The organism is Dehalobacter sp. MCB1 (assembly GCF_003590275.1).
GTDB lineage: Bacteria > Bacillota > Desulfitobacteriia > Desulfitobacteriales > Syntrophobotulaceae > Dehalobacter.
The window spans coordinates 103,612-130,398 of sequence record NZ_LXPC01000003.1; the positions used below are offsets into that span (position 1 = coordinate 103,612).

Consider the following 26,787-nt stretch of genomic DNA (forward strand, 5'->3'; position numbering starts at 1 on the left):
CCCCCTTTATTTTTTTCATTTAGGAGAATTTAGCTTAATTGTTTTTCCTTGCGTTTATCAATTACACGTTTCGCTTTTCCTTCGCTGCGCGGGATACTCTTAGGCTCGACAAGACGCACCCTGGCTGCAATATTAAGGATCTCATGTATTTTAGTTTGAAGCCTTTGCTGGAGCTCTTCGAGTTCTCGGATCTCATCGTTGAAGCTTGCCGCATTCACCTCAATCTGCACTTCAAGAGTATCGAGATTACCCTCACGATCCACAACAATCAGATAATGCGGTTCGATTCCACCTACCGACAGGATTGCCTCTTCAATCTGGCTTGGGAAGACGTTGACACCGCGAATGATCAGCATATCATCGACTCTGGCCGACACTCTCTTCATCGTCCAGCCGGTGTGGCCGCAGGTACAGCTTCCATAGGTGATGCTGGTAATATCTTTTGTTCTATAGCGAAGTCCGGGGAAACCCATTTTGTTAAAGCTGGTAAGAACGAGCTCTCCTGTTTCTCCTTCCGGCAGAACATTTCCGTCTTTATCGAGAATCTCAGGGTAGAAGTTCTCATCGATATGCAGCCCTTCGCCCTTCAGGCACTCTAGAGAAACGCCGGGTCCCATCGTTTCACTCAATCCATAGATATCAAGCGCCCGAATACCAAGTCTGGTCTCAATCTCAGCTCTCATCTGTTCTGTCCAAGGCTCAGCGCCAAATATCCCGACCCTTAGTTTCAAGTCTTCTTTGGTCATACCCTCTTCTTCCAGACTGTCTGCCAGATAAAGTGCGTACGACGGAGTACAGCAAAGAACCGTACTTCCAAAGTCACGCATCAGCATCAGCTGACGCTGGGTATTGCCGCCGGAGATCGGAATGACTAATGCCCCGAGTTCTTCACATCCGTAATGCAGTCCCATACCGCCGGTAAACAAGCCATAGCCGTAAGCAACCTGAACAACGTCATTGGACGTAATACCGGCCCTTCTGAGACCGTTGGCCACAATTTTGGCCCATAACTGAATATCTTCACGGGTATACCCTACAACGGTCGGTTTTCCCGTTGTCCCTGAGGAAGCATGGATTCTGACCATCTTTTCCAATGGCTCGGCAAATAATCCAAAAGGATAATTCTGGCGTAACGCTTCTTTATCCGTCAATGGTATCTTCCGAAAATCCTCCAGGGATTTGACATCACCGGGATAATAGATACCCACCTCAGCCAGTCTTTTCTTATAGTAGGGAGCTTTTAAGACCTGTGCAATGGTCTTTCTTAAATGAAGTAGCAATTCATCCTGAGTCATCCTACCATCCTCCTGCCTTAAACTTATTTTGACACGCTAACTGCTAACAATAGGTATATTATATATCAAGATAATCCATATTTGAATCTGTATTTTTAAATGGCACTTTTAATTTAAAATTGTAAGTTTTTTTTCCTGTTTATCAACAAAAAGGATGCCCTGGATTCCCACGACACCCTCTGCAGTCTGTTATTCTTCTACTGATACTAATGATTTTTCTCTGCTATAGCTTATTTTTATTGGAAGCTTAACAACGTTTCAGCGTCCGGCCAGTTTCCTTAATTGTTCAACTTTATCAAGCTTCTCCCATGGGAGGTCAAGGTCATTGCGGCCAAAATGCCCGTAGGCCGCAGTCTGTCTGTAGATTGGTCTGCGGAGATCCAGGGTGTTGATGATTGCAGCCGGACGAAGATCAAACGTTTCATTAATCAGTGCAATAATCTTATCATCACTGACCTTGCCCGTCCCAAATGTTTCAACAGAAATAGAGACAGGATGCGCAACACCGATCGCATAGGCGATCTGAATCTCACAGCGATCAGCCAGGCCCGCTCCGACAACATTTTTGGCCACATAGCGCGCGGCATAAGCCCCAGACCGGTCAACCTTCGTAGGATCTTTTCCAGAGAACGCCCCGCCACCGTGTCTAGCCATACCACCATAGGTGTCGACAATAATTTTTCTGCCGGTAAGTCCTGCGTCACCCTGAGGCCCGCCAATCACAAATCTACCCGTCGGGTTGATATAATAACGGGTATTCTCATCCAGCATTTCAGATGGAACCACTGGTCTTACGACATACTCCAAAAGATCGTTTTTGATCTGCTCCTGGGAAACCTCAGGATGATGCTGGGTCGAAATTACAATCGTATCGATTCTTTTGGGTTTTCCGTCCTCGTATTCAACGGTAACCTGCGTTTTCCCGTCAGGTCTTAAATAGTTCAGCACTTCCGCCTTACGGATTTCAGCTAGCCTGCGGGCCAGTTTATGCGCAAGATCAATCGGCACCGGCATGAATGTTTCGGTTTCGTTTGTCGCATAGCCAAACATCATCCCTTGGTCTCCTGCACCGATTTCACTGATGTCTTCTTCGGATATTTTTGCTTCTAATGCTTTGTTAACGCCTAAGGCAATATCACTGGACTGCTCTCCAATCGAGGTCAGCACCGCACAGGTATCCGCGTCAAAGCCATACTTGGCTCTCGTATATCCGATCTGTCTGATGGTTTCCCTTACGACTCTTGGAATATCCACATAACAATGCGTGGTAATCTCGCCGCTTACCAGAACCAGCCCGGTTGTCACAGATGTTTCACAGGCGACTCGTGCTTCTCTGTCCTGACGTAGAACGGCATCAAGAATCGCATCCGAAATTTGGTCGCATATTTTGTCGGGATGTCCTTCGGTAACAGATTCTGAGGTGAATAATTTGTAACCCATTCAAAATCACTCCTTTGATCCAATGCCTTTGTCCAAGGCAATCTCTTGCACCAACTTTCTGGCAACATCCAGCTTGCTCATTTTGGGCAGATCTATTTTTCTGCCATCGGGATAAAGAAAACTAACAATATTGGTATCCGTGCCAAAACCAGCCCCTGATGCTGTGACATCATTGACCACAAGCATATCGGCCTTTTTACGGTTCAGCTTTTCCAGACCGTTTTCAATCACATTTTGGGTCTCAGCAGCAAAGCCAACCAGGTACTGGTGCTTCTTCCGAGCTCCCAAAGCTGACAAGATGTCTGTATTCGGTACTAATTCCAGGATAACAGACTTTCCGTCTTTCTTGATCTTTTGCTGATTGCGGATTGCAGGCCGAAAATCAGCAACAGCAGCTGCTTTGACGACGATATCCTGTTCCGCATATCGTGTCATAACTTCCGCATACATCTCTTCCGCTGAAATAATCCGGACCGTTTCCACGCCGAATGGGGGCAGAAGATCCGAGGGTCCGCTGACCAGGGTCACCTGTGCGCCTGCCTCAGCAAACGCCTCAGCAATTGCATAGCCCATGCGGCCCGAGCTGTAATTTCCAAGATATCTGACCGGATCAAGTTCCTCGCGGGTACCACCTGCCGTTACCAGCACTTTCTGGCCCTTCATCATTTGTCGGCTTGACATAAAATCCTGAAGAAACGCGATGATCTCCCCGGGCTCACTCATCCTGCCGTCCCCTTCTGTCCCGCAGGCCTGGAAGCCTCTGGCCGGTCCAATCAAATGAATCCCCCGCTGCTGAAGAATCCCCAGATTCTGCTGCGTTGCAGGGTGATGGTACATGGCATGATTCATCGCCGGTGCCATAAAGATAGGGTTCTGAACCGCCAGTAATACCGTCGATAAAAAATCATCGGCAAGACCGACAGCCATCTTCGCAATGATATTCGCGGTCGCCGGTGCGACCAACGCAAGATCTGCCTTTTGTGCCAGGGAAATATGTTCAATGTTCCACAGTTTGGGTTCACTGAACATATCCGTATAAACCGGCTGACCGGTGATGCTCCTGAAAGTCAAAGGCGTAACAAGCTCTGTCGCTGATTTCGTCATCACGACAAAGACCTCTGCACCGCTTTTCACCAGTCTGCTGGCAATGTCGACCGCTTTATAAGCAGCAATACTTCCTGTCACACCCAGAAGTACACGTTTACCGCGTAGCATCTGTCGTCACCTTCTCAAAAAAGTCGGAATTAATTTTGCCGTATGCAATCTCAACCAGCGCCCTGCTGACAGGTTTCGTATCCTTAAATTCATTCGCATCCAAATTGTTCATGAGTACCCTGGCCCTTTTAGCAGCGGCCACAACAAGGGTATATTTACTGTCTGCCTGGGACATTAGAACATCCAAAGAAGGCTGCTTCATCGTTATTCCTCCTTTAAACTAAAACGACTTTGGATTTATCCGGCATTTTTCTGCAATGATGATACTCTTAAGCCTTTCAGCTGCAGTGCCGATTTCGTCGTTCTCAACAGCATAATCATAATCTTTTATACTTTTCATTTCCTGAACGGCTTGTGCCAGTCTGCGCTGCACGACCTCAGGTGTTTCCGTTCCTCTTCCGTAAAGCCTTTCAGCCAGCTCTTCCAGGGAAGGCGGAACAATGAAAATAAACACACCATCCGGAAAAGCCTTTTTGACAATTTTTGCTCCCTGCATATCGATTTCCAGTAAGATGGTCTTGTTTCTCTTCAGGGTACTTTCCACATGAAATCTTGGGGTTCCATACAGGTTCCCGCAAAACTCTGCCCATTCCAAGAACTCATTGTTCTCGACCATTTTAAGAAACTCATCCCTGGAACGAAAATAATATTCTTTACCCTCTGTTTCTCCCGGTCTTGATTCCCTGGTCGTTACGGAAACAGAATATTCTAGATCGCCGCACTCAGCAAAAAGCCGCTTACACAGCGTTCCTTTCCCAACTCCTGCAGGACCTGAAACCACAATCAGCAACCCTTTGTCTTCCATTTTTAATCAGCCGGATCTTCATTACTGGATTCTTTGGCGGTCAGACGATGGGCAACCGTTTCAGGCTGAACAGCCGACAAAATCACGTGGTGGCTGTCACACATAATGACGGCACGCGTTCTTCGCCCATAGGTGGCATCGATGAGCATTCCTGTATCGCGCGCTTCCTGAATAATCCGTTTAATAGGTGCTGATTCCGGACTTACAATCGAGATAATTCTGTTGGCCGATACAATATTGCCAAATCCTATATTAATCAGTTTGATATCCAATTCCTTATACCTCCCATATTCAATACGCTGCATATCGGCGTTATTACTGCTCTTTTCATCGTGTTACTCGATATTCTGAACCTGTTCCCGGATTTTCTCCAATTCACTTTTTCCCTGAACAATGATATGTGAAATCTCCAGATCATTTGCCTTAGACCCAATGGTATTGATCTCCCTGTTCATTTCCTGAATCAGAAAATCCAGTTTCCGTCCAATCGGTTCGTTGGCCGAAAATGCTTTGGAAAATTGCTCAAAATGACTTCCAAGCCTGACCAGCTCTTCTTCAATCGAAGCTCTGTCGGCAAAAATAGCAACTTCGGTAATCAGTCTGGCTTCATCCAGCGAAGTGTCCGCCAGAAGAGCCGCAAGCCTTTCCCTCAATTTCCCCTGATATTCCGCGACAACCTGCGGCGCTCTTACAGTTACTTGATCAACCATTCCGGAAAGGTCGTCTAATTTTTTCAGCAAATCCTTGGCCAGTCTCTCCCCTTCAGTCCTACGCATTTGAATTAACTGGTTCAGTGCCTCCTGTAAAGCCATATTGAGATATGGCCACAAGGCTTCGGCATCCGTCTCTTCGTTTTCAACACTGAGTACTTCAGGGAGCGAAACCAGACTAAAAAGATCGCTTTTATAAGCGGTATTGAGCAAATTTGCCAATTCCTTCAGAGAATTATCATACGACAGCACCAAATCTTTGTCAACCTTAACTAATCTCTTTTTTTCTTCCGTTTCCTTGATATTCACGTAAATATCAATGCGGCCCCGTTGGACTTTTTCCTGCACGGCTTTACGAAAACGTTCCTCAATGATATTCAGGTTCCTTGGTAGTTTTACCAGGACTTCCAGGAAGCGATTGTTCACTGACTTCATTTCTACTGAAATCTGAACTCCAAGTCCCTGAGCTTCCCCTCTGCCAAAACCAGTCATACTGTTTGCCAATTACCTCAACTCCTTAACGACAATATACCACTCTTTTGTTCTTAAGGGCAAGAATACTATGATTTGCTCTTTTTACATGCGTTTCAGAGTTATACAAGGTACTAGAAAGAAAAAATTGAGAGGACAAATAGCCCCTCAATTAAAATCACGTTCTCAAGCAGTAGATCGCCTCATCCTGCCTAATAGATAGCTTTAAACTATCCTGGTCCTTATCCTTTCAATGGCCCTCTCCGTATTCTCCCTAGTATTGAAAGCCGTCAGCCGGAAGAATCCTTCTCCGCTCGCACCGAAGCCGGCTCCAGGTGTTCCGATAACATTTGCCTCTTTCATCAGCTTGTCAAAGAATTCCCAGGATCCTAAATGTCCCGGTGTTTTTAGCCAGATATACGGTGCATTTACACCGCCAAAGACGGTATATCCCGCTTTTTCGAGACCAGCTCGAATAATGGCGGCATTATCCATATAATAATCAATGGTTTCTTTGACCTGTTGTTTCCCTGCCTCAGAAAATACGGCGGCAGCAGCAGCTTGAATCGGATATGACACCCCGTTGAATTTTGTGGTCTGCCTCCTAAGCCATAATTTATTCAGACTGTGCGCTTCCCCTTTGGAATCATAAACCATGACTTCTTTGGGTACGATGGTATATGCGCAGCGGGTACCGGTAAAACCGGCTGTCTTGGAGAAACTTCTGAATTCTACAGCCACTTCGCGTGCGCCTTCGATTTCAAAAATACTATGGGGAACACCGTCTTCCCGAATGAAAGCTTCATACGCAGCATCAAATAAGATGATGGCCTTATGCTCGCGTGCATAATCGACCCACTTCTTTAGTTCTTCAACCGAAAGTGTCGTTCCGGTCGGATTGTTCGGATAGCACAGGTAGATCATATCTGCTCTGCTACTTGGAAATTCCGGTTTCAGTCCATTTTGCTGATTGCAGGGAAGATAAACGATTCCTTCAAACTGCCCTTTGTCGCTGTTGTAAATACCGGTACGTCCAGCCATGACATTGCTGTCCACATAAACCGGATAAACTGGGTCTGTAACAGCCAGGATATTGTCGGTCCCAAATATTTCCTGAAAATTGGCGGTATCCGTCTTGGCCCCATCACTGATAAACACTTCGTTAACTGCCAGGTCGACGCCGCGGGGCCTAAAATCATGCTCAATAATTTTTTCAATCAGAAACTCATATCCTTGTTCCGGGCCGTATCCTCTAAAGGTTTTCTGCTGACCCATTTCATCGACTGCCTGATGCATTGCCTCGATAACGGCTGGTGGAAGCGAGCGGGTCACATCACCAATACCCATTTTTATTAAGTCGCAGTCCGGGTTTTCCTGTCTGAACTGCTTTTCCCGGCGGGCTATTTCCGAAAAGAGATAGCTTCCAGGCAGTTTAAGATAATTTTCATTGACAAAAGCCATTCTATTCACTCTCCTGTAAATATGTAGTTATAATTCCTTGATGTAGTCTTTTCTATCGTCATGTGTGATGATGTCTTATGATTCAAGCGTACTTCCGCGGAAAACATAGACTACGGGACCCGTCATGTGGACCTGCTGACCTTCCTGCCATTCAATCTTCAGGTCCCCCCCAGGCAAATGAACGATCACGTTTCTGTTGGTTCTTCCAGTCAGCACTGCTGCAACCACAGATGCGCAAGCTCCCGTTCCGCAGGCTAGCGTTGGGCCGGCTCCGCGTTCCCACACCTTGACAGTTATTTCACCTGAATTATCTATTTTGACAAACTCCACATTTGTTTTTCTTGGAAACAGCGGGTGTTTCTCGATCGCAGGACCCAGCGTTTCAAATGGAAGCAATTCCAGATCCTCGGTAAAAATAATACAATGCGGATTTCCCATTGATACTGCCGAGAAAATAACTTCCTGCCCGGCAGCCTCAAGTTTTTGGTTGAGTGCAGTATCCGTTCCGGCCATAACAGGTATCTTAACGGGATCAAGGCACGGCTCACCCATGCTAACCGTAACATGGTGCACAACTCCCTGGCAGATCTCCAGCTTGACATTCAGAACTCCAGCCAGCGTTTCTACCTTAAGTGAATCTCTCTGAACGTAACCGGCTTCATAAACATATTTGGCAAAACAGCGTATGCCATTGCCGCACATCTCCGGTTCAGAACCGTCCGGATTAAATATCCTCATCCTTGCATCGGCTACATCGGAAGGCAGAATCACAATAAGACCATCACCGCCAACGCCAAATTGTCTGTGGCAAAGTTGGACAGCAGTTTCAGCATAATCCATACCCGTCGGAAAAAGAAAATGATCCAGGCAGATAAAATCGTTTCCCAGACCATGCATTTTCACAAAATCCATAAAGGGTTCTCCTCTCGCTGCCTTTTACAGAGTCTGTTCAAAAATGACCTCATCGGCCAAGGCCCATGGGCCTACACCAGCTAAGTTTCTTTAAGAATACTATGAGAATAGCAAAGGGTCAATATTTTTGTCTGAAGTATACATAATGTATGTTTACATTATGGTAGCGCTGGCACCCATTACGGAGACATATTTTAGAGTTAGTGAACGCTTTTTTTGAAGCTAAAATTTGGGCTGGATTTAGCTGGCTGATATCTGTTCCGAATAAGTCGTGTCAGGCCAATGATTAAGCTGGGTCCGCAGGCAGCCACCAGAATCACAAACCATTGCCAGCCGACCAGCGCTGTGGTTTTGAAAATTGCCTGCAAAGCCGGAAGATAGATGACCGAGAGCTGCATCGTTACTGAAATCGCGACTGCCACGACCAGCAATGGATTGGAGAATATACCAACCTCAAAGATTCCGCGGCGTTCCGATTTGCAGTCAAAAACATGGAAAAGCTGAGAAAAAACAAGCGTGGTAAACGCCATAGTTCGTGCCGCTAAAAGGCCGACGCCATACCATAAACCGATGACAAATACAAAAAGTGTCGCTAAACCAATAATCGTTCCCCTGATCAGAATCTTTTGCCCTAATCCCCGCGCAAATACACTTTCCTGCGGTTGACGCGGAACCCTCTTCATGATATCCGGCTCTGTTCCATCCACCCCCAAAGCCATCGCCGGCAGACCGTCCGTAACCAGATTGACCCAGAGAATCTGTATTGGCAGTAAAGGCAGGGGTAACCCTGTAAGCGTTCCCAGAAACATGGTCAGCACTTCTCCGAGATTGCAGGAAAGAAGGTACCGGATAAACTTTCGGATATTGTCATAAATTCCTCTTCCTTCTTCGACCGCTGCGACGATCGCCGCAAAATTATCGTCAGAGATTACCATAGCCGAGGCCTCTTTGGTGACATCGGTTCCGGTCTGCCCCATGGCGACCCCGATATCAGCTTCTTTCACAGCGGGGGCATCATTGACACCGTCTCCGGTCATTGCCACAATTTGGCCGTTCTTTTTTAAAGCCCTGACGATTCTAAGCTTATCCCTTGGTGCGACCCGGGCAAACACCGAAATATTCATGACCATGTCACTTAGATCTTCATCTGTCATTTGATCTAGTTCTATTCCGGTAACCACCCGTTCATAAAATCCGCGAATGATCCCAAGTTCTTTCGCGACAGCCTGCGCTGTCAGCTTATGGTCTCCGGTAATCATGACTGGCTTGATCCCGGCAGCCTGACATACTTTTATTGCTTTGACAGCACTGGTACGTGGCGGGTCGATCATCCCGGCCAAGCCTAAGAATATCAGATTATTTTCCACATCACCGTTTGGTTCGCCGCGCCGGACATCTTTCCACCCAAGCGCCAGAACCCTGAGTGCATGGGATGCCATCTCGTCATTGTAAAATAGGATTTGCTTTCTTCTTTCAGAAGTCAGTTCCACCACGCCATCTTTCGTCATCTCCCGCGAGCATAGTTCCAGAATAACATCCGGAGCTCCTTTGACGTAGGCTTTATATTCCTCTTTACTCTTATAAATAACCGTCATCCGTTTCCGTTCCGATTCAAAAGGGATTTCCGCAACCCTTTGTTCCTTCCGTTCCAAAGCCTCCCGCCATACTCCAGCTTTTGCGGCCGCAACCAGAAGGGCCCCCTCCGTGGGATCACCTTCAATCCCCCAGATACTGTCCTGACTTTTGCCTCTGAAAAGCCCTGCCACTTGGATCCCTTTCTTGGTTAATACAGCATTATTGCACAGAGCCGCGCACCTGAGGAGTTCTTTCAGGGGGCCTTTATCCTTATACGGGTCGGCGCCATGATAATCCCCTTTGGGATCATAGCCTTGACCTGTCAGCGTAATGACCTGGTTATCGCAGAAGATCCGCCGGACTGTCATTTCATTTTGGGTCAGCGTTCCGGTCTTGTCTGAACAGATTACAGTCGCACAACCCAGGGTTTCCACGGCTGGAAGCTTACGGATCACTGCGTTGCGTTTGACCATCCGCTGCACACCGATTGCCAGTGCAACCGTAACAATTGCCGGAAGACCTTCAGGGATCGCAGCGACTGCCAACGATACGCCGGCAAAAAACATCTTTTCAAAGCTTTCTCCTTGTAAAATTCCTGTCACCATAACAACAACACAGACGGCAAGACTGATTGAAACCAGCCATTTGCCAAGCTGAGAAAGCCTTTTTTGGAGAGGTGTCTCTTCTTCCTTCACCTCCTGAATCATTCCGGCGATCATACCCATCTCAGTATTCATGCCTGTGGCAATAACGATTCCAAGTCCCCTTCCGTTTACAACTACGGTCCCCATATAACCCATATTCTTCCGGTCAGCTACTGGACTGTATTCATTCGTCAAAGGCTGGTTCATTTTGGTGACCGGTTGGGATTCGCCGGTCAGTGCTGATTCTTCCACGCGGATGTTTAAGGTATTCAGCCATCGTATATCGGCAGGTATACGATCCCCTGCTTCCAGGATAACGATGTCCCCTGGAACCAAATCGGGAGCAGGCACCTTTGCCGCTTTGCTATTCCGCAGAACCATCGCCTCAGGTGCCGTTAGAGAACGTAGTAATTCCATAGACCTTTCGGCTTTATATTCCTGAATAAAGCCGAGCACTGCATTCAGAAAAACAATAGCCAGAATCGTTACTGCATCGGCAATTTCCCCGAGCAGACCTGAAATTAGTGTGGCAACCATCAACACCACAACCATGAAATCCTTAAACTGACCCAAAAATAAGAAAACCGGGTTAACCCCTTTTTTTACAACCAGAGAATTCGGACCAAATTCCGCCAGCCGCCGGCTGACTTCCCTATCACTAAGACCCTTTTCAGAATCTACTTTAAATCCTTTGCATATTTCTCCGCCGGTTAATATGTGCCAAACTTGCCGCTGCATTTCTTGCTCCTCCTTTTCATTTCCATTAGTACATGCTATTCGGCCTGTCCAGAAAAAATTCCCGGATTTGTGTTATACTGATATTGAATTTTGTTGATTAGCTTGCCGAGAAAACATTTAAGTTTTAAGGAGTTAACGATATGGCCCTTGACAGTATTACACTCTATCATCTTCTGAAAGAACTTAAGCCAACTCTGGTTGGAACGCGTATAGATAAAGTCCAGCAGCCTGAAAAAGAGGAGGTCCATCTTCTACTGCGAAGTCCCGGAAAAAATTTGCGTCTGCTGTTAAATGCCGGCAGCACTTCCGCCAGATTGCATCTGACTGGGCAAAATAAAAAAAATCCTGTCTCACCTCCGATGTTCTGCATGATTCTGCGCAAACATCTTGAAGGCGGCAAGATTATTGAAATCAATCAGTGTGGACTGGAACGCATCATTACCGTGACGATACAGAATTACAATGAAAGAGGTGATCTTCAAGATTATCAACTTACCCTGGAAATCATGGGTAAACACAGCAATCTGATTCTAGTCGATCCTCAGACCAACGTCATTCTAGATGGAATCAGACGGTATTCCCATCTCCTGAGTAGGCACCGGGAAGTGCTTCCCGGAAGATTGTATATCTCACCGCCTTCCCAGCATAAAGCTGAAGCGGTCACTGATGAACAAGAATGGATGGCAGTCATCCTCGGGTACCCGCTTGACCGGAAAGTCTGTGATGTCCTGGTGAATCTGTTTGACGGCATCAGCCCTGAACTAGCCAAAGAGCTTATTCTGAGGGCTAGTCTTGAGCCAGATGTGCTTCTTGACAACTGTGGGCAAATTGACCTGAGCCGTCTTTTCCAGGCTTATTCCTTTTTCCTTCTGACCAAACAGGATACAGCCACTGATCCGTGCGTATATTATCAGTCCGGGCGGGACAAGAACATGCCAGCTGCTTTTACCTTTATTCCGTATGTACAGTACGAAGGTCTCAAACTTCAGAAAACATTGTTCCTAAATGACGCGGTAGATCTGTATTACACCCAAAAAATGACCGGTCAAAAGAATGACGCCAAAAAAGGCTCGCTCCGCAAGGTTGTCCAGGATCATTTTGTCCACATCAGCAAGAAAGACGTTATCTATTATGATACAATTGCCAAGGCTGAAAAAGGGCTGGAATATCAAAAACTCGGAGAACTTTTGACAGCCAATCTCTATAAGCTTTCACCCGGTATGAAAGAAATTGCCGTAGAAGACTACACCGATCCCGATTATAAATCTATTAGGATTTCACTTGATCCAAACCTGACCGGCATCAATAATGCTCAGCACTACTATAAAATCTACAATAAGGCCAAAGCAACGATCAAAAAAACCGCACCTCTACAGAAAGCTGCCCAGGAAGAAATGAATTATCTCCAGACACTAGCTCTAAGCATTGACCAGGCTGAAGATGATATCGAACTTAATGAGATCTATCAGGAACTGATCGATCAGGGATATATCAAAAAACAGGACAGGAACCAGACGAAAAAGAGACAAGCTGCCGGAAGAGAACAGAATTCTATTTCTCAGCCACATGTCTATCTGTCAAAAAGTGGCAGACCGATTTTGGTCGGACGCAACAATAAGCAGAATGACCGGATGACCTGGCGGGAAGCGAAGCCGGGTGATTTATGGCTTCACGTCAAGAATATTCCGGGTTCCCATATCATTGTTCCTCTATCTGAAGAGGAGGAGTTCCCGGACGATAATACCTTACTCGATGCCGCAGCACTGGCCATTTATTTCAGCCAGGCCAGGGGGTCTTCCCATGTCCCTGTCGACTATACTCACGTCCGGCAAATCAAAAAACCCCGGGGGGCTAAACCCGGGATGGTTGTTTATGAGCAAAACTGGTCTCTTCTGCTGACACCGGAGCCGGATGCTATCGAGCGGCTCCTAGCTACCGAACAATAGATAACGCGATAATCAGCATTCAATAGCTAGAGAAAACTCCGCAAATACCATAAAATAGACTCCGTAATACGTAGCCAGCGTCAGCGGAACACGATGCGGAGCGCGGCTTTTTGACGGCCACGGATGGCCTAATGTCGCGATGCCAAGGATGGCAAGGAGCGACGTGCCAAGGAGAGCACAACAACCGAAAGCGGCTATGTATTACGGAGTCCTACCTGAATATTTACAGTTTTTACTTGTCTAGGTCTATTTTATTCCCCTGCTCCCAGGTTTCTCCCACAGGATACCCTGCTTGCAAAGCGGGCAATCATCCGGCTCATACGCCTCAATATTCATCTGAATCAGACTATGCAGCAAAAGTCCGTCAAAATCAGCTTTGCCGCCGCTGCGATCCACAAGCACGCCTACACCGACCGGAACTGCACCAGCTTCCTTGACGATATCGATGACTTCTTTCACCGATCCGCCAGTTGTGATAACATCTTCGACCACGAGGACTTTTTCGCCGGGTTCAAGCTTGAAGCCTCTCCTGAGCGCCATTTTCCCATTTTGTCTTTCAGTAAAGATTGATTTTATCCCTAAGTTCCGACCAACCTCATGGGCGACGACAATCCCGCCCATCGCAGGACCAATAACGGTTTGGATCTCCATTCCTTCAAATTTTCTGGCCAGCTCTTTCCCAAGAACTGCAGCCTTCCTCGGATATTGAAGTACCTGGGCGCACTGCATGTAACGCGCGCTGTGTTTCCCAGAAGTAAGAAGAAAATGACCTTGAAGCAACGCTCCGGTCTCCTTGAAAATATCGAGAATGTCATTTTCATTTAATCTTTCAGTCGTTGAATGATCAGACACGTTTATTCCACCTCCAAAATGTGATTTCTGAGTTTATCCAGGAAATATCAGTACAATAACATTTAACACGTATTATGGCACTTAAAATATTCTACCACATTGATTAAGAAAAAAGGAACTATTTTGCTGTGAAATCTATCTCAACTTTTGTTATATAAGATATCTTTAAAAAATTGTCGCAAATATGCATTATTATACACAAATATACTAAGTATTATTTACAAAATTAGTTATTATATTTGTTATTTTTTGTTATATAATAATTACAGAAATACCCCTTACTTTATTTTACATTTCCTTTATTTACCAGTAATCACAATTTGATAATATCTAAAAATTAAGACAATCTATTTACATTTAGAAAATAATAGATTGTTTACCAAGGTGGTTTAAATGATATTTCAGGCTTCTGATGTCTATTTCAAAAACGAGCAGGATAAAGAAGAAAAACTTTTGTTTGCCTTTACCAGCCTTGAAAAAATACCGGATAGCGTGTTCTGGGCCGATGAAGAAGGAAACCTTTCTTTCGTCAATGAAGCCGCTTGCCGGACATTGGGCTACACCAGAGAAGAGCTGCTCACCTTAAATGTTAGGGACTTTGATCCTATTGTAGTAGGCGGAATCAATCAAAAAATTATTGAATGTGTTGATTACGGGGGACTTTCTCTTATTCAGACATTTCACAAACACAAGGATGGGCACCTAATCCCGGTCGAAGTATTAAGCATAGTTAGACAATTGGTAGGCAATAAATATCTTACTACATCCATTGTCCGTGACATCACAGATCGGGGCCAAGTAGAGGAAGAATTAAAAGAGACGTACAACCGTCTTGAGGTCTTATATAATATTTATCAGGCAACGACAAGTGAAAAAAACATTAACAGACTCATCCGGCAAGCAGCAGATGTCATGAAAAGCACGTTTGAATTTGATGCTTTTGTGTTTTACATTTATGATGACTACCTGCAACGACCGGCGTTATATTATACACTTGGGCTACCCAAAGAAATCATCCGTAAAATAGAAATTTTGCCGGAGTATGTCGGTTTCTTCGGTCAAAGTCTTACATCAGGCTTTGTGGCATACGCCAAGTATACGGAAAAAACTGAAATTGATGAAAACATCAAACAGTTATTTCTTGATTATGGCTTTACTGATGAAATGACTTTTCCGATCACGTTTGAACAAAAAACGATCGGCGGGATTGGATTGATTAACAAGCATAATAAGCCTTTTAAAGCCAAAGATAAGGAATTGCTGCAGGCTGTTTGCGGGCAGCTCAGCACGGTTATCCAAAATCTCAGGCTGGTCCGCTCTCTAAGCAAAGAACTGAAAGAGCACAAACGTACGACTGAAGCTTTAAAAAAAGTGAATGCTGAATTGGAAAAATCAGCATTCACTGATCAGCTCACAAATATTTGGAATCGAAGATGCTTCCTGAAGAATTCGGCAATTGAAATTGAACGTTCCAGACGTAACAAGTATCCACTTTCCCTGTTACTTTTGGATATTGACCACTTCAAATTGATCAACGACAACTACGGACATCAGGCTGGAGATCAGGCCTTGATTGAGTTTGCGAATCTTCTGCGGGACAATATCCGGAGCTTTGACTCTTTAGCACGTTGGGGAGGAGAGGAATTCCTGATCCTGGCACCTCACCTTCGGGCCGGAAATGCCGTGCAGTACGCCGACAGACTCAGGGAGTTGATCGCGGAACACCTATTCCAGGAAGTTGGAGAAATCACGGCAAGCATTGGAGTCGCCGAACTGGCCAATACCGATAACATAGATTCCTGGATCAAAAAGGTGGATAACGCACTCTACCGAGCCAAGGAACAAGGCCGAAACAGAGTAGAGTTCAATGGTGTTGTCATCCTCTAATATTACCCCACAAGCTTCCCTGGACATCGTCTACCAGAGATCCTGCTTCAAACCGATTCCTGCCATTGGCTTTCGCTTTATACAGCTGGAGGTCAGCTTTTCTGATCAGTTCTTCAGGCGATTCTTCCTTAAGTTCACTTATTCCTCCGCTTACGGTAATATGTATGCCTTCCCGAAAATCAGTTAGCGCTATCTTAGATCTGAGCCGTTCCGCCAGGAACAAAACCTCATCCGTGACAGTATCAGGTAGGATAATGACGAATTCGTCCCCACCATATCTGCCGATAATATCGGTGCGTCGACATACCTGCCCCAATATTCCAGCAACACGGATGATAACATTGTCTCCATATTGGTGACCGAATCGGTCGTTGATATCTTTAAAGTCATCGATGTCCATCATAATAATAGACAATGGGTAATCAATCCGTTTGGCTCGTTCAATCTCTTCCTTAAGTTTAAGAAAGATGTTTTCATGATTATATAGGGATGTCATCGAATCGCGAACGGACAGGTCTGCCAATATTATGTTCTTAGTTTCAATTTCTTTTTTATAAATCAAGGACAATAATCTGATTTTGAACACCATCCTGGAAAAAATCCACGCACACAGGTTCATAATAAAAGCATTGATACGCAAAATCTCGACAATATAATCATTCGGCTGATAGTAGGGAATGACCAGAAAAAAGAAAAGATATATAGAAGAATACAAGACCAAACTTGTCAAAGGAGGTAAATAGATAAAAGCTGCTAAACCGAACACTGCAATAATATATGGATTGATTGATACAAGCTCATTTTGAGGCAGAATACTAAGCGCACAGCCAAAAACCAGTAAAATGATTAAGTAGCCAACTTCTGTACAATAGATGATTTCCTTTCTGTAGACGTTGCATTTCCGGTATACTTGAATAAGAAGCGGAAGCATTAACAAACTGAGCGAAATAAAAATTAATATGCTGATTTTAACGTCTACGACCGTACTCGAAAAAAAGATCAGCAGTAAACTTTCACAAATGCTAAAGAAACCCGCGATAACAATTAGCTTTAAGAAATTTTCTTTCCAAAGCTGACGCGAAAATTCATCCTTGTTTTCTTTTGGAACAACCGTAAAGTATTTACGCAAACGCTTAAACCCCATGAATTACCTAACCTCATGATTTTTTCATGCCGTCAAGTTCATGCTGTCATTTTTGTACTGCAAACTACAGGTTCAAACAATATACCAACATATACCAGCTTATAACGTCACAACTATATAATAATAGCCAGGACCCTGTCAATACAAAAGCTGTTTTTTTAATCCCACATACGCGCTAAAGCTTTCCTGGGATTCTCATTCAAAGTAATCGGTCTGCCAACTACCAGATAGGAGCTTCCGGCTTCCAGGGCCATGCGCGGCGTAAGAATCCGCACCTGGTCATTTTTTTCGCTCCAGGCCGGCCGGATCCCCGGCGTCACGAGAAGAAAATCTTCTCCGCATTCCGCCCGGAGAATTTTTGCTTCCTGGGCGGAAGACACGACTCCATCCAGATTTGCTTTCATAGCAAGCATTGCCAGCTTCAGTACCTGGTCCTGCGTACTGCCTTGAACCCCGATTGATGTTAGGTCCTCCTGGCCCATACTCGTAAGCACGGTTACACCGATAATGATTTTGCCGGCCTTATGACCGACCTCGGCCGCTCTTGCCATCATTTCGTATCCGCCGCTGCAGTGGACATTGATCATATCCACGCCGGAGGCAGTTAAGACGCTTAAGGTTTTCTCGACAGTAGTCGGAATATCATGCAGCTTGAGATCGAGAAATATTTTAAATCCGAGCTCCTTGAACTGCTGAATCAGGCTTAAGCCCGAGAGTGCATAAAGCTCAAGGCCGACCTTCAGCCAGCACCCGCTGCCGGCAAGTGCCCGGGCAATGTCCAGGGCTTTTTCTTTCGTATTGACATCCAGGGCAACAATAACTTTTTCATTTAAACTTTGTAAAGTTTCCATTTTCCTCATCCTTTCTGCCCATGGGCAAGTCCGACGATTTCCCTGACCGACTGATAGCCTCTTTGATTGCCATAGGCCTGAATTCCTTCCAAAATTTCAACGGGCGCAAGCGGATTGCCAAAATTAGCTGTTCCGATGCTCACTGCCGAAGCGCCTGCCAGCATAAATTCGACAGCATCCTGCCAGGTTGAAATTCCGCCCATGCCAATGACCGGCAGCTTTACAGCCTGATAGACCTGATAGACCATTCTGACGGCCACCGGCCGGACTGCGGGACCGGATAATCCCCCCATCGTGTTGGCCAACACTGGCTTCTGAGTATTGAGATCAATCTGCATGCCCAAAAGCGTATTAATCAGAGAAATGATATCCGCCCCGCCACTTTCCACAGCTTTAGCCATCGCTGCAATATCGGTCACATTCGGAGACAGCTTCGCAATCAACGGCAGATCCGTTTTCTTTCTGACGGCAGCGATGACTTCTTCCGCACTCTTGGGATCAGTTCCAAAAGCCATACCGCCGTGTTTGATGTTCGGACAAGAGATGTTAACTTCCAGAGCTGCAATCCCACAGCCGCGTTGGAAGGATGATGCCATCAGGGCATAATCTTCCAGTGAGAAACCCGAGATATTGACAATCACTGCCGTGTCCAGCGAAGCCAGCTGCGGCAGATAGCTTTTTAAGAAAGCCTCCAGCCCGGGATTTTCCAAGCCTACAGAATTCAGCAGGCCTGATGGAGTCTCCGCGAGCCTCGGTACAGGATTCCCAAGGCGCTTAAGCGGTGTAATCCCTTTGACGGTAATCCCGCCGAGAACGGAGGGTTCATAAAACGGAGCATAAGCTTCACCGAAGCCATACGTGCCGGAGGCAGTGATGACAGGATTTTTAAGCTTTAATCCTGCCAGATCAGTCTCAAGATTAAATGTCTGCATCCCAGACCACCTCCTGCCCATTCATTACCGGTCCCTCTTTGCAGACACGTTTTCGTTTCAGTCCGCCGTTTTCGGCTCTGACAGTACAGACACAGCCCAAACACGCGCCAACCCCGCAGGCCATCCGCTCTTCTAAAGAAACCTCCAGCGGAACGTCGCCATTCAGACAAATCCCTGCGACAGCCTTCAGCATACCGTTCGGGCCGCAGGCTGCGGCCTGTAGAAGCCCTCCGTGCAGCAATTCCTGCGTGCTTCCGAGAGCTAGGTGCTTTTCCAGTAGTGCGGTGACCAGGCCTTTCTCTCCGAAACTTCCGTCCAGCGTTGAAAGTTCAACATCCAAACCTTTTTGCAGCAGCAGATTCAAATCTGCACTGTCCAGGAAATCTTTGTTTTCCCCGCCCCAGAGGACTTTTATCTTTACGGGAACTTTCTGTGCAGCCTGGATCACAGAGAACAGCGGAAACATCCCTATTCCGCCTGCAATCAGCAGCAGTTCTCCTTCCCGGGGAATAGAAAAACCTGTCCCCAGCGGCCCCAGAACACTTAGATATTGGTCTGCCGGTATCCTTGAGAGAAGTTCGGTACCTTTCCCTTTGATTCTGTAGTAGATAGTCACTTCTCCACGTTCAGGGTCGATCCCGGCAATGCTAAGTGGTCTGCGCAGAAGTGGATCACTCGTGTCCGTGACCTGGATATGCAGAAACTGGCCCGGTCGAGCTGTTTTGGCAGCTTCTCCACTCAAAACAAGTTTGTACAAACCCTGGACGGGATGTCCGATCCTTTCATTGAAGACGACTTTCTCCTTGAGGTCCATGATGTTCTCACTCCCTGGTACATTGTATTTTAAATAACTACTCAAAAATAAGACATACAGACCGGCTTAAAGCTTAAAATCAGTCTGTGGGTCACAAGTACTGCGACAAGCGTAGCACGGATAGCGCAGCGCGGCTGTTTGTGCCATGGAGGGTACAATCAGCCGAAAAGCAGTATTGTGACACACAGACCGGCCTGAGACCTTTATCGCCGCTCTAGCTGAGCGGCACGATACTCGGTATGTTGGCTTCCAGAACATGCAGCCAGGCTTCGGCCGTATCCATACTGGTAAAGCACGGTACGCCGTGTTCGACCGCACTTCTTCGGATCGCAAAACCGTCGCTGGCAATGATTCTGCCGTGTGTGGTTGTATTTAAAACACACTGGACATGACCCTTGCGGATCTTCTCAGTGATATCGTCCGATCCGGAATGAAGTTTACCAACCGTGTCAACTTCAATGCCGGACTGGCGAATCGCCTTAGCCGTCCCTTCCGTGGCGATGATTCTGAAACCAAGTTTGGCAAAACGTTTAACGAGCCGTATCCCGTCTTCCTTATCGCGGTCGGCTAGGGTGGCGAGCAGCGTGCCGTAAACCGATATCTGCATGCCGGCGGCCATCAATGCTTTCTGGAGCGCTTTTTCATAATCATAATCAATCCCCATGACTTCTCCGGTTGACTTCATTTCAGGACCGAGAGAAGGTTCAACGAGCAGCAGCTTGGAGAAAGAGAATACCGGCGCTTTTACCGCAACCTTCTCTCCAACCGGCCACAAACCGGATTTAATACCCATGCTTCCCAGCTTCTCTCCAAGAATGACCCGGGTGGCCAATTCCACAATCGGCACGCCGGTAATCTTGCTTAAGAAAGGGACCGTACGGCTGGAGCGGGGATTGACTTCCAGAATATAGACCTGATCTTTATAGATCACATACTGGATATTCAACAAGCCTTTGATCCGCAGGCTCCGGGCCAGCGAAACGGTTAAATCCTCGATGATTTCCTTGACGTCGTCTGCAACCGTTTGCGGCGGATAGACCGCAATCGAATCGCCGGAATGAATACCGGCCCGTTCCAGATGCTCCATGATTCCGGGAATGCAGACGGTTTCCCCGTCGGAAATCGCATCGACTTCGACCTCTTTGCCGAGAAGATACTGGTCGATCCAGATGCTTTGTCCCGGGAAATCCGCCAAAGCCCTTGCAAATACACCCTGGAGCTCCTGAGGCTCATAAACAATTTGCATAGCCCTTCCTCCAAGCACATAGGAAGGACGTACAATCAGGGGATAGCCGATATCCTCTGCAAGCCTTTCAGCTTCTTCCATGTTGGAAACGCATCCGCCGCGGGGCCGGCGAGCGCCCAGCTGCTGCAGAACTTCATCAAAGATTCCTCTCTCTTCCGCTCTGTCCGTGTCTTCGACCGTCGTACCAAGAATCCGGTAGCCGCGTTCCGCCAGTCCTTTACATAACCCTATCGCAGTCTGTCCGCCAAATTGGACGACGATACCCTCAGGTTTTTCTTTCTCAAGTACTGCCGTGACATCCTCAATCGTGAGTGGTTCAAAGTAAAGCCTGTCGGCCGTATCAAAGTCGGTAGACACTGTTTCCGGATTATTGTTAATAATGATACTCTCAATACCTGCCTTGCGCAGCGCCTTCACAGCATGAACTGAGCAATAGTCAAACTCGATGCCCTGACCGATCCTGATCGGCCCCGATCCCAGGACGACAACTTTCCGTCGGTCTGTCGGCTGAACCTCATCCTCGGCATCATAGCTCGAGTAGAAGTACGGGGTCGTCGCTTCAAACTCCCCGGCACAGGTATCGACCATTTTAAAGACAGGCTTCAGATTGTTCAGGATCCTGAAATCATAGACCTGCTGCTCATTTGCATGCCAAAGACGGGCAATCTCGCGGTCGGAATAGCCCAGCCGCTTGGCCTTTGTTAAGGCTGTCAAATCCCAGGCCTGCTGCTTTATTTCTGTGGATGTCCTGACAATCCCTTCTATTTTCTTCAAAAAGTAAGGGTTCCACGCATTTAGCCGATTTATTTCGTCTACAGTCCATCCCCTGCGGAAAGCTTCCGCAATCACGAAGAGCAGATTATCTTCCGGCAGGCTGCATCTTTTCCGAAGAAGTTCATCGTCGATGTACGCCATCTCTTCGAGCAGGATGCCGTATGCTTTCGTTTCAAGGGAGCGCACCGCCTTTAAGAGGGCCGTCTCCAAATTGCGCCCCAAACCCATAACCTCTCCGGTCGCCTTCATTTGCGTACCAATCCTACGGTCGGCATCGGAGAATTTATCGAAAGGCCAACGCGGGATCTTTACAACCACATAGTCCAAGGCAGGCTCAAAACAGGCCGAAGTCTTCCCGGTTACGGCATTCGGCAGTTCGGCCAACGTATAGCCGATCGCTATTTTGGCAGCCACCTTCGCAATCGGATAGCCCGTCGCTTTGGAAGCCAGCGCACTCGAACGGCTCAAACGCGGATTGACTTCAATAACACAGTATTCGAGTCTTTCCGGATGCAGCGCATATTGAACATTGCAGCCTCCCTCAATGCCGAGAGCAGCTACGATTTTCAGGGCCGAAGTCCGAAGTGTCTGGACTTCCTTATCTGTAAGCGTCTGGCAGGGTGCCACGACGATGCTGTCACCGGTATGGACGCCGACAGGATCCATATTTTCCATATGGCAAACCGTAATACTGTTGCCGCAGCTGTCCCGCAGCACCTCATACTCAATTTCTTTCCAGCCGGCTACACTTTTTTCGATTAGAATCTGCCCAATCATACTGGCTTTGATTCCGCTGGCGGCAATCGTTGTCAATTCATCCGCGTCTTTGGCAATCCCGCCGCCGGTGCCGCCCAGCGTGAATGCCGGCCGAACAATCACCGGATAGCCAATTTCTTCAGCAAATTTAAGAGCTTCCCGTACATCCGAAACAATCGAGCTCGCCGGGATCGGTTCCCCAATTTCGTTCATCAAATTCCGGAAAAGCTCCCTGTCCTCCGCCTTGCTGATGCTCTCCAGCGGCGTTCCCAAAAGCGTGACGCCACAGCGGTCCAGAATACCGGCTTTGGCCAGCTGGAAAGCCAGGTTCAGTCCGGTTTGGCCGCCCATCGTCGGGATCAGTCCGTCGGGTCTTTCCTTCTCAATAATTCGCTCCAAAAACTCCAGTGTCAGAGGCTCGATATATACTTTATCGGCAATTTCCTTATCCGTCATAATGGTAGCCGGATTGGAATTGACCAGAATAATTCCCACGCCTTCTTCCCTTAAAGCCCGGCAGGCCTGCGTTCCGGCATAGTCAAACTCAGCCGCCTGTCCGATCACGATGGGTCCTGAACCAATCACCATGACCTTCTGCCAATTTTGTTTTGGCATTTACATTTCCCCCCATTTAGCGTTCATCATCTCTGCAAAGCGGTCAAATATTTCATCATTTTCCTCAGGGCCCGGTGCAGCTTCAGGATGATATTGCACAGTTAAAACCGGATATTTTTCGTGCTTCAGGCCTTCAACCGTGCCATCATTCAAATTCGCATACAGGATGTTAAACCCAGTTCCTCGAAGCGATTCTTCACTGACAGCATAACCATGGTTCTGAGAAGTCATGGTTACTTTGCCCGTTTCTTTGTTCTGAACAGGATGGTTCCCTCCGCGATGCCCAAACGGCAGCTTGTAGGTCGAGGCACCCGCTGCCATCGCCATGATCTGATGACCCATACAAATGCCCATGATCGGTAATTCCGTAATCAGTTTCCCCATGTTCTCTGCAATTTCCGGCAGACGGGATGGATCTCCAGGTCCATTGCTCAGCACAAGTCCCTGGGGCCTCAACTCCATTATTTTCTGAGAGGAAGTCCCTGCCGGAAAAACATGCAGCTGGTAACCTCTTTTCTGCAGGCAACGCAAAATATTCTTTTTGGCGCCAAGATCAAGTACAGCCAACTCCGGACCGTTACCGGGAATGACATATTCTTCGTCGGATGTCGCCTGGTACACCCAATGTTTTTCAGGGTCAAAATCCTGCGGCGTGCTTTTCTGCCAGAACGCTGCGGCCTGTTCCAGTTCCTCGACCATTATGCCGGACATCGTCCCATTATTCCGGATATAGCGGGTCAACGCCCGGGTATCGACGCCTTTTAAGCCAGGGATATTCTGTTTCATACAGAAATCTTCCAGGCTTCCATCGGCATGCAGGCTGCCTTCGCCAGCCGAGAGCTCCCGCACGATGATACCCTTAAGCAGTACCTTGTCAGCTTCGCTCTCTTCATGATGCCAGCCGTAGTTCCCGATCTGCGGGTGCGTAAATGTCAGGATTTGTCCGGCATAGGACAAATCGGTGATCATTTCCTGATATCCGCACATTGAAGTATTGAATACGACTTCCCCTTTGATCACGTGGTCTCCGCCAATCCAGGGGCCAAATTTTTCTCCTTCGAAAGCTTTTCCGTCACTTAAAACCAGCCAGGCCATTATGCTTCCTCCTTATTGTCTAAAAGCTTTCTTCCAGCCATTCGTATTTTTCCGCCGACAATGGTCATTACTGGGAATCCCTGCATCTCCTGTCCCAGGAAAGGGGTATTCTGCGACTTTGTCTCCATTGTCTCCGCAGAAATCATTTCCCGGTATTCCGGGTCAAACAGAACCAAATCGGCCTGACTCCCGGGTCGAAGCGTTCCACCCGGCAGGCCGAAACGGCGAGCCGGGTTCAGCGACCATAAAGCGATGACCTGATCTGGGGTTATTTTCCCTTTTAACACGAGGTTCTGCCAGACTGCGGCTAGGACTGTTTCCAGCGCGTTGATCCCAAACGGTGCTTCGGCGAAAGGCCGAGTCTTCTCTTCCCAGGTATGCGGGGCATGGTCTGTCGCCAGCATATCGATCGTCCCGTCCAGCAAGCCTTCCAACAGCGCAATCTGGTCTTCTGCAGAAGGAAGCGGTGGATTGACTTTATAAGAGGCATCGGTCAGGATAACATCCTGATCCGTAAAGATCAGATGGTGCGGATTCACTTCGGCCGTTACATCCACACCCATTTTTTTGGCTTCTCTGATAATCTGCACACTTTCTTTGGTCGATACATGCGCAATATGGAGTTTCCCTCCTGTTTCAGCCGTCAGCAGCACATCCCTGGCCACCATTACGCTCTCGGCGCTGGCCGGAATTCCTCTTAAGCCGAGTCTCGCACTCATTTCACCTTTGCGCATCACACCGTGTCCGGCCAGGCTGTCATCTTCACAATGACTGATGATCGGGCAGCCAGCTAGCTTGGCGTATTCCAGTGCCAGACGCATCATCTCAGCATTCTGGATTCCTTTACCGTCATCGGAAAACGCCACTGCTCCGCCGTCGAGGATATCCATCATCTCCACCAGCTCTTTGCCAAGGAAACCTTTCGTTACCGCCGCGATCGGATAGACTTTGGCCATAGCCGCGCGTTCTCCCTGCAGCCGCACAAATTCCGTTAGCGCACGGTTGTCAACAATCGGCGTTGTATTGGCCATGGCGAGTATCGAGGTAAATCCTCCTTTTATCGCAGCTCTGGAACCGCTGCGGATATCTTCCTTCTCCTCTTGACCGGGTTCGCGGAGATGCACGTGCACATCAATTAGACCGGGGAACAAATATTTTCCTTCCCCCTCAACCTGTAGCACATCGTCAAGCCTCTGGGCTTCCAGCGCTTCCAGAACGTCTGCAGGCTGCAGGCTCCCGGCTGATTTCACAATAACGCCATCTTTAACCAAGACATCATTGATCCCGGACAATCTTTGGGCCGGGTCAATCACATACGCATTCTTAATCCACAACACTGCCTGTCCCTCCTATCAACAAGTAAATCAAAGCCATCCGAATGGCAACACCGTTGGTGACCTGCTCTTCAATCACAGACTGCACACTGTCAGCCAAATCACTCGTAATCTCGACACCTCTGTTCATCGGACCGGGGTGCATGATGATGGTATCTTTACCGGTTTGTCTTAACCTTTCCTGGCTAAGACCATATAACCTGCTGTATTCCCTGATTGACGGAAAAAGGCCGCTTTGCTGCCTTTCCAGCTGAAGGCGGAGGGCCATCACCGCATCGGCCCCGGGCAGTTCTTTATCCAGATCGTAAGAGGTCTTCACACCAAGGTAATTCATTTCCGATGGCAGCAGCGTCGGCGGGCCAACCAATACGATTTCGGCGCCAAGTTTTTTCAGTCCGAGGACATTGCTCCGCACAACTCTAGAGTGCAGCACATCGCCGACAATCACGATTTTCTTGCCTTGAAGTTCTCCCAGCCTCTCCTGCATCGTAAAAAAGTCCAGCAAGGCCTGAGTCGGATGGGCATGCTGGCCGTCACCGCCATTGATCACGCCGGCTGAAAGCTCGTCGGCGAGGAACTCTGCCGCCCCTGAGCTGCCATGCCTGATGACTACCAAATCAACTTTCATGGCCTGAAGCGTCTTCGCTGTATCCAGAAGGGTTTCTCCCTTACTTACACTGCTTTGGGCAACTGCAATATTTGACGTATCTGCTCCAAGGATTTTGGCCGCAGTCTCGAAGGAAGTCCTGGTCCGGGTGCTGTTCTCATAAAAAAGCATGACCACAGATTTCCCTCTCAGTGTCGGTAATTTCTTATTGGGTCTTGCCAAAATCTCTTTCATCGGAGCCGCAGTCTTCAAGATATGTTTGATTTCTTCCGCTGTCAGTTTGTCCAGATCAAGCAGGTCCTTGTGCTTCCAGTTCATGCGTACGCCTCCCGTCAATCATTTCTTCATGCCTGAATTTACTTCTCAATCCATTCCAACCTCAAATATTTTTGCAAGCTTTTTCGCGTAACTTCCGCTAGAGAATTTGACATAATTGTATTAAGTCCATTTTGAATCCTTGACCCGAGATCAGTCTACGCAATGGATAGCCAGCGTCAAGCGGAGCACGATGCGGAGCGCGGCTTTTTGCGCCAAGGAGGGCGCAATTTGCCGAAAGCGGTTATCCATTACGTAGACCTGCACAATCATAAAAATCCAATAAAAAAATCCCTCTACCAAAAGGAAGGCAGGAGGAATTGAATAATCAACTTTCTCGCTTTCCCTTGGCT

At 47.4% G+C, this 26,787-nt stretch carries 21 protein-coding genes; 2 read left to right on the plus strand and 19 right to left on the minus strand.

What is annotated here, in order from left to right:
- Positions 1-29: 29 nt before the first annotated feature.
- The 10 genes from A7K50_RS01910 to A7K50_RS01955 form a co-directional block, all read right to left on the minus strand.
- On the minus strand, positions 30-1,295 hold the full coding sequence (locus A7K50_RS01910) for a phenylacetate--CoA ligase (protein WP_020492609.1): 1,266 nt from the start codon (positions 1,293-1,295) through the stop codon (positions 30-32).
- Positions 1,296-1,553: 258 nt separating this feature from the next.
- The gene (gene metK / locus A7K50_RS01915) at positions 1,554-2,735 is read right to left on the minus strand and encodes a methionine adenosyltransferase (protein ID WP_020492608.1); all 1,182 of its coding nucleotides are present in this window, start codon (positions 2,733-2,735) and stop codon (positions 1,554-1,556) included.
- Positions 2,736-2,741: 6 nt separating this feature from the next.
- Positions 2,742-3,950 (minus strand): bifunctional phosphopantothenoylcysteine decarboxylase/phosphopantothenate--cysteine ligase CoaBC, encoded by a 1,209-nt coding sequence (gene coaBC / locus A7K50_RS01920; protein ID WP_020492607.1) that lies wholly within the window; start codon positions 3,948-3,950, stop codon positions 2,742-2,744.
- Complete coding sequence (gene rpoZ / locus A7K50_RS01925) at positions 3,937-4,152, minus strand: DNA-directed RNA polymerase subunit omega (protein ID WP_020492606.1); 216 nt, start codon at positions 4,150-4,152, stop codon at positions 3,937-3,939. The genes coaBC and rpoZ overlap by 14 nt, the downstream gene beginning before the upstream one ends.
- An 18-nt stretch (positions 4,153-4,170) precedes the next feature.
- On the minus strand, positions 4,171-4,755 hold the full coding sequence (gene gmk / locus A7K50_RS01930) for a guanylate kinase (protein ID WP_026156544.1): 585 nt from the start codon (positions 4,753-4,755) through the stop codon (positions 4,171-4,173).
- Positions 4,756-4,757: 2 nt separating this feature from the next.
- The gene (locus tag A7K50_RS01935; protein ID WP_015043501.1) at positions 4,758-5,027 is read right to left on the minus strand and encodes a DUF370 domain-containing protein; all 270 of its coding nucleotides are present in this window, start codon (positions 5,025-5,027) and stop codon (positions 4,758-4,760) included.
- Positions 5,028-5,090: 63 nt separating this feature from the next.
- Positions 5,091-5,969 (minus strand): YicC/YloC family endoribonuclease, encoded by an 879-nt coding sequence (locus tag A7K50_RS01940; RefSeq protein ID WP_026156543.1) that lies wholly within the window; start codon positions 5,967-5,969, stop codon positions 5,091-5,093.
- A 192-nt stretch (positions 5,970-6,161) separates the two neighbouring features.
- Complete coding sequence (locus A7K50_RS01945) at positions 6,162-7,397, minus strand: LL-diaminopimelate aminotransferase (protein WP_020492603.1); 1,236 nt, start codon at positions 7,395-7,397, stop codon at positions 6,162-6,164.
- Between the two features lie 75 nt (positions 7,398-7,472).
- Positions 7,473-8,309, minus strand: coding sequence for a diaminopimelate epimerase (gene dapF / locus A7K50_RS01950; RefSeq protein ID WP_020492602.1), 837 nt, complete (start codon positions 8,307-8,309; stop codon positions 7,473-7,475).
- A gap of 200 nt (positions 8,310-8,509) precedes the next feature.
- Positions 8,510-11,266, minus strand: a complete 2,757-nt coding sequence (locus A7K50_RS01955; protein ID WP_020492601.1) for a calcium-transporting P-type ATPase, PMR1-type — start codon at positions 11,264-11,266, stop codon at positions 8,510-8,512.
- A 140-nt stretch (positions 11,267-11,406) separates the two neighbouring features.
- Here A7K50_RS01955 and A7K50_RS01960 point away from each other — a divergent pair, with 140 nt between their 5' ends.
- Complete coding sequence (locus A7K50_RS01960; protein WP_026156542.1) at positions 11,407-13,212, plus strand: NFACT RNA binding domain-containing protein; 1,806 nt, start codon at positions 11,407-11,409, stop codon at positions 13,210-13,212.
- Between the two features lie 246 nt (positions 13,213-13,458).
- Here A7K50_RS01960 and pyrE read toward each other — a convergent pair whose 3' ends face one another.
- Positions 13,459-14,064: an orotate phosphoribosyltransferase gene (gene pyrE / locus A7K50_RS01965; RefSeq protein ID WP_020492598.1), complete on the minus strand. Its 606-nt coding sequence runs from the start codon at positions 14,062-14,064 to the stop codon at positions 13,459-13,461.
- 393 nt (positions 14,065-14,457) lie between these two features.
- Here pyrE and A7K50_RS01970 point away from each other — a divergent pair, with 393 nt between their 5' ends.
- Positions 14,458-15,951 (plus strand): sensor domain-containing diguanylate cyclase, encoded by a 1,494-nt coding sequence (locus A7K50_RS01970; protein ID WP_020492597.1) that lies wholly within the window; start codon positions 14,458-14,460, stop codon positions 15,949-15,951.
- On the opposite strand, the gene A7K50_RS01975 is transcribed toward A7K50_RS01970, so the two are convergent.
- From A7K50_RS01975 to A7K50_RS02010, 8 genes are all read right to left on the minus strand, one after another.
- Positions 15,941-17,080, minus strand: coding sequence for a GGDEF domain-containing protein (locus A7K50_RS01975; protein ID WP_243103604.1), 1,140 nt, complete (start codon positions 17,078-17,080; stop codon positions 15,941-15,943). The genes A7K50_RS01970 and A7K50_RS01975 overlap by 11 nt on opposite strands.
- A gap of 173 nt (positions 17,081-17,253) precedes the next feature.
- On the minus strand, positions 17,254-17,946 hold the full coding sequence (pyrF, locus tag A7K50_RS01980; protein WP_026156540.1) for an orotidine-5'-phosphate decarboxylase: 693 nt from the start codon (positions 17,944-17,946) through the stop codon (positions 17,254-17,256).
- Positions 17,947-17,951: 5 nt separating this feature from the next.
- Entirely contained in the window at positions 17,952-18,878 is a 927-nt protein-coding gene (locus A7K50_RS01985) for a dihydroorotate dehydrogenase (protein WP_020492594.1), read from the minus strand.
- Entirely contained in the window at positions 18,865-19,692 is an 828-nt protein-coding gene (locus A7K50_RS01990) for a dihydroorotate dehydrogenase electron transfer subunit (protein WP_020492593.1), read from the minus strand. The genes A7K50_RS01985 and A7K50_RS01990 overlap by 14 nt, the downstream gene beginning before the upstream one ends.
- A 214-nt stretch (positions 19,693-19,906) precedes the next feature.
- Positions 19,907-23,083, minus strand: coding sequence for a carbamoyl-phosphate synthase large subunit (gene carB, locus A7K50_RS01995; protein ID WP_020492592.1), 3,177 nt, complete (start codon positions 23,081-23,083; stop codon positions 19,907-19,909).
- Positions 23,084-24,178 carry a carbamoyl phosphate synthase small subunit gene (locus A7K50_RS02000; RefSeq protein ID WP_020492591.1) on the minus strand — a complete coding sequence of 365 codons (1,095 nt, stop codon included), beginning with the start codon at positions 24,176-24,178 and terminating at the stop codon, positions 23,084-23,086. It lies immediately after the preceding gene.
- On the minus strand, positions 24,178-25,515 hold the full coding sequence (locus A7K50_RS02005) for a dihydroorotase (protein WP_020492590.1): 1,338 nt from the start codon (positions 25,513-25,515) through the stop codon (positions 24,178-24,180). Before A7K50_RS02005 ends, A7K50_RS02000 begins: the two co-directional genes overlap by 1 nt.
- Positions 25,502-26,437: an aspartate carbamoyltransferase catalytic subunit gene (locus A7K50_RS02010; RefSeq protein ID WP_020492589.1), complete on the minus strand. Its 936-nt coding sequence runs from the start codon at positions 26,435-26,437 to the stop codon at positions 25,502-25,504. The genes A7K50_RS02005 and A7K50_RS02010 overlap by 14 nt, the downstream gene beginning before the upstream one ends.
- Positions 26,438-26,787: the final 350 nt, after the last annotated feature.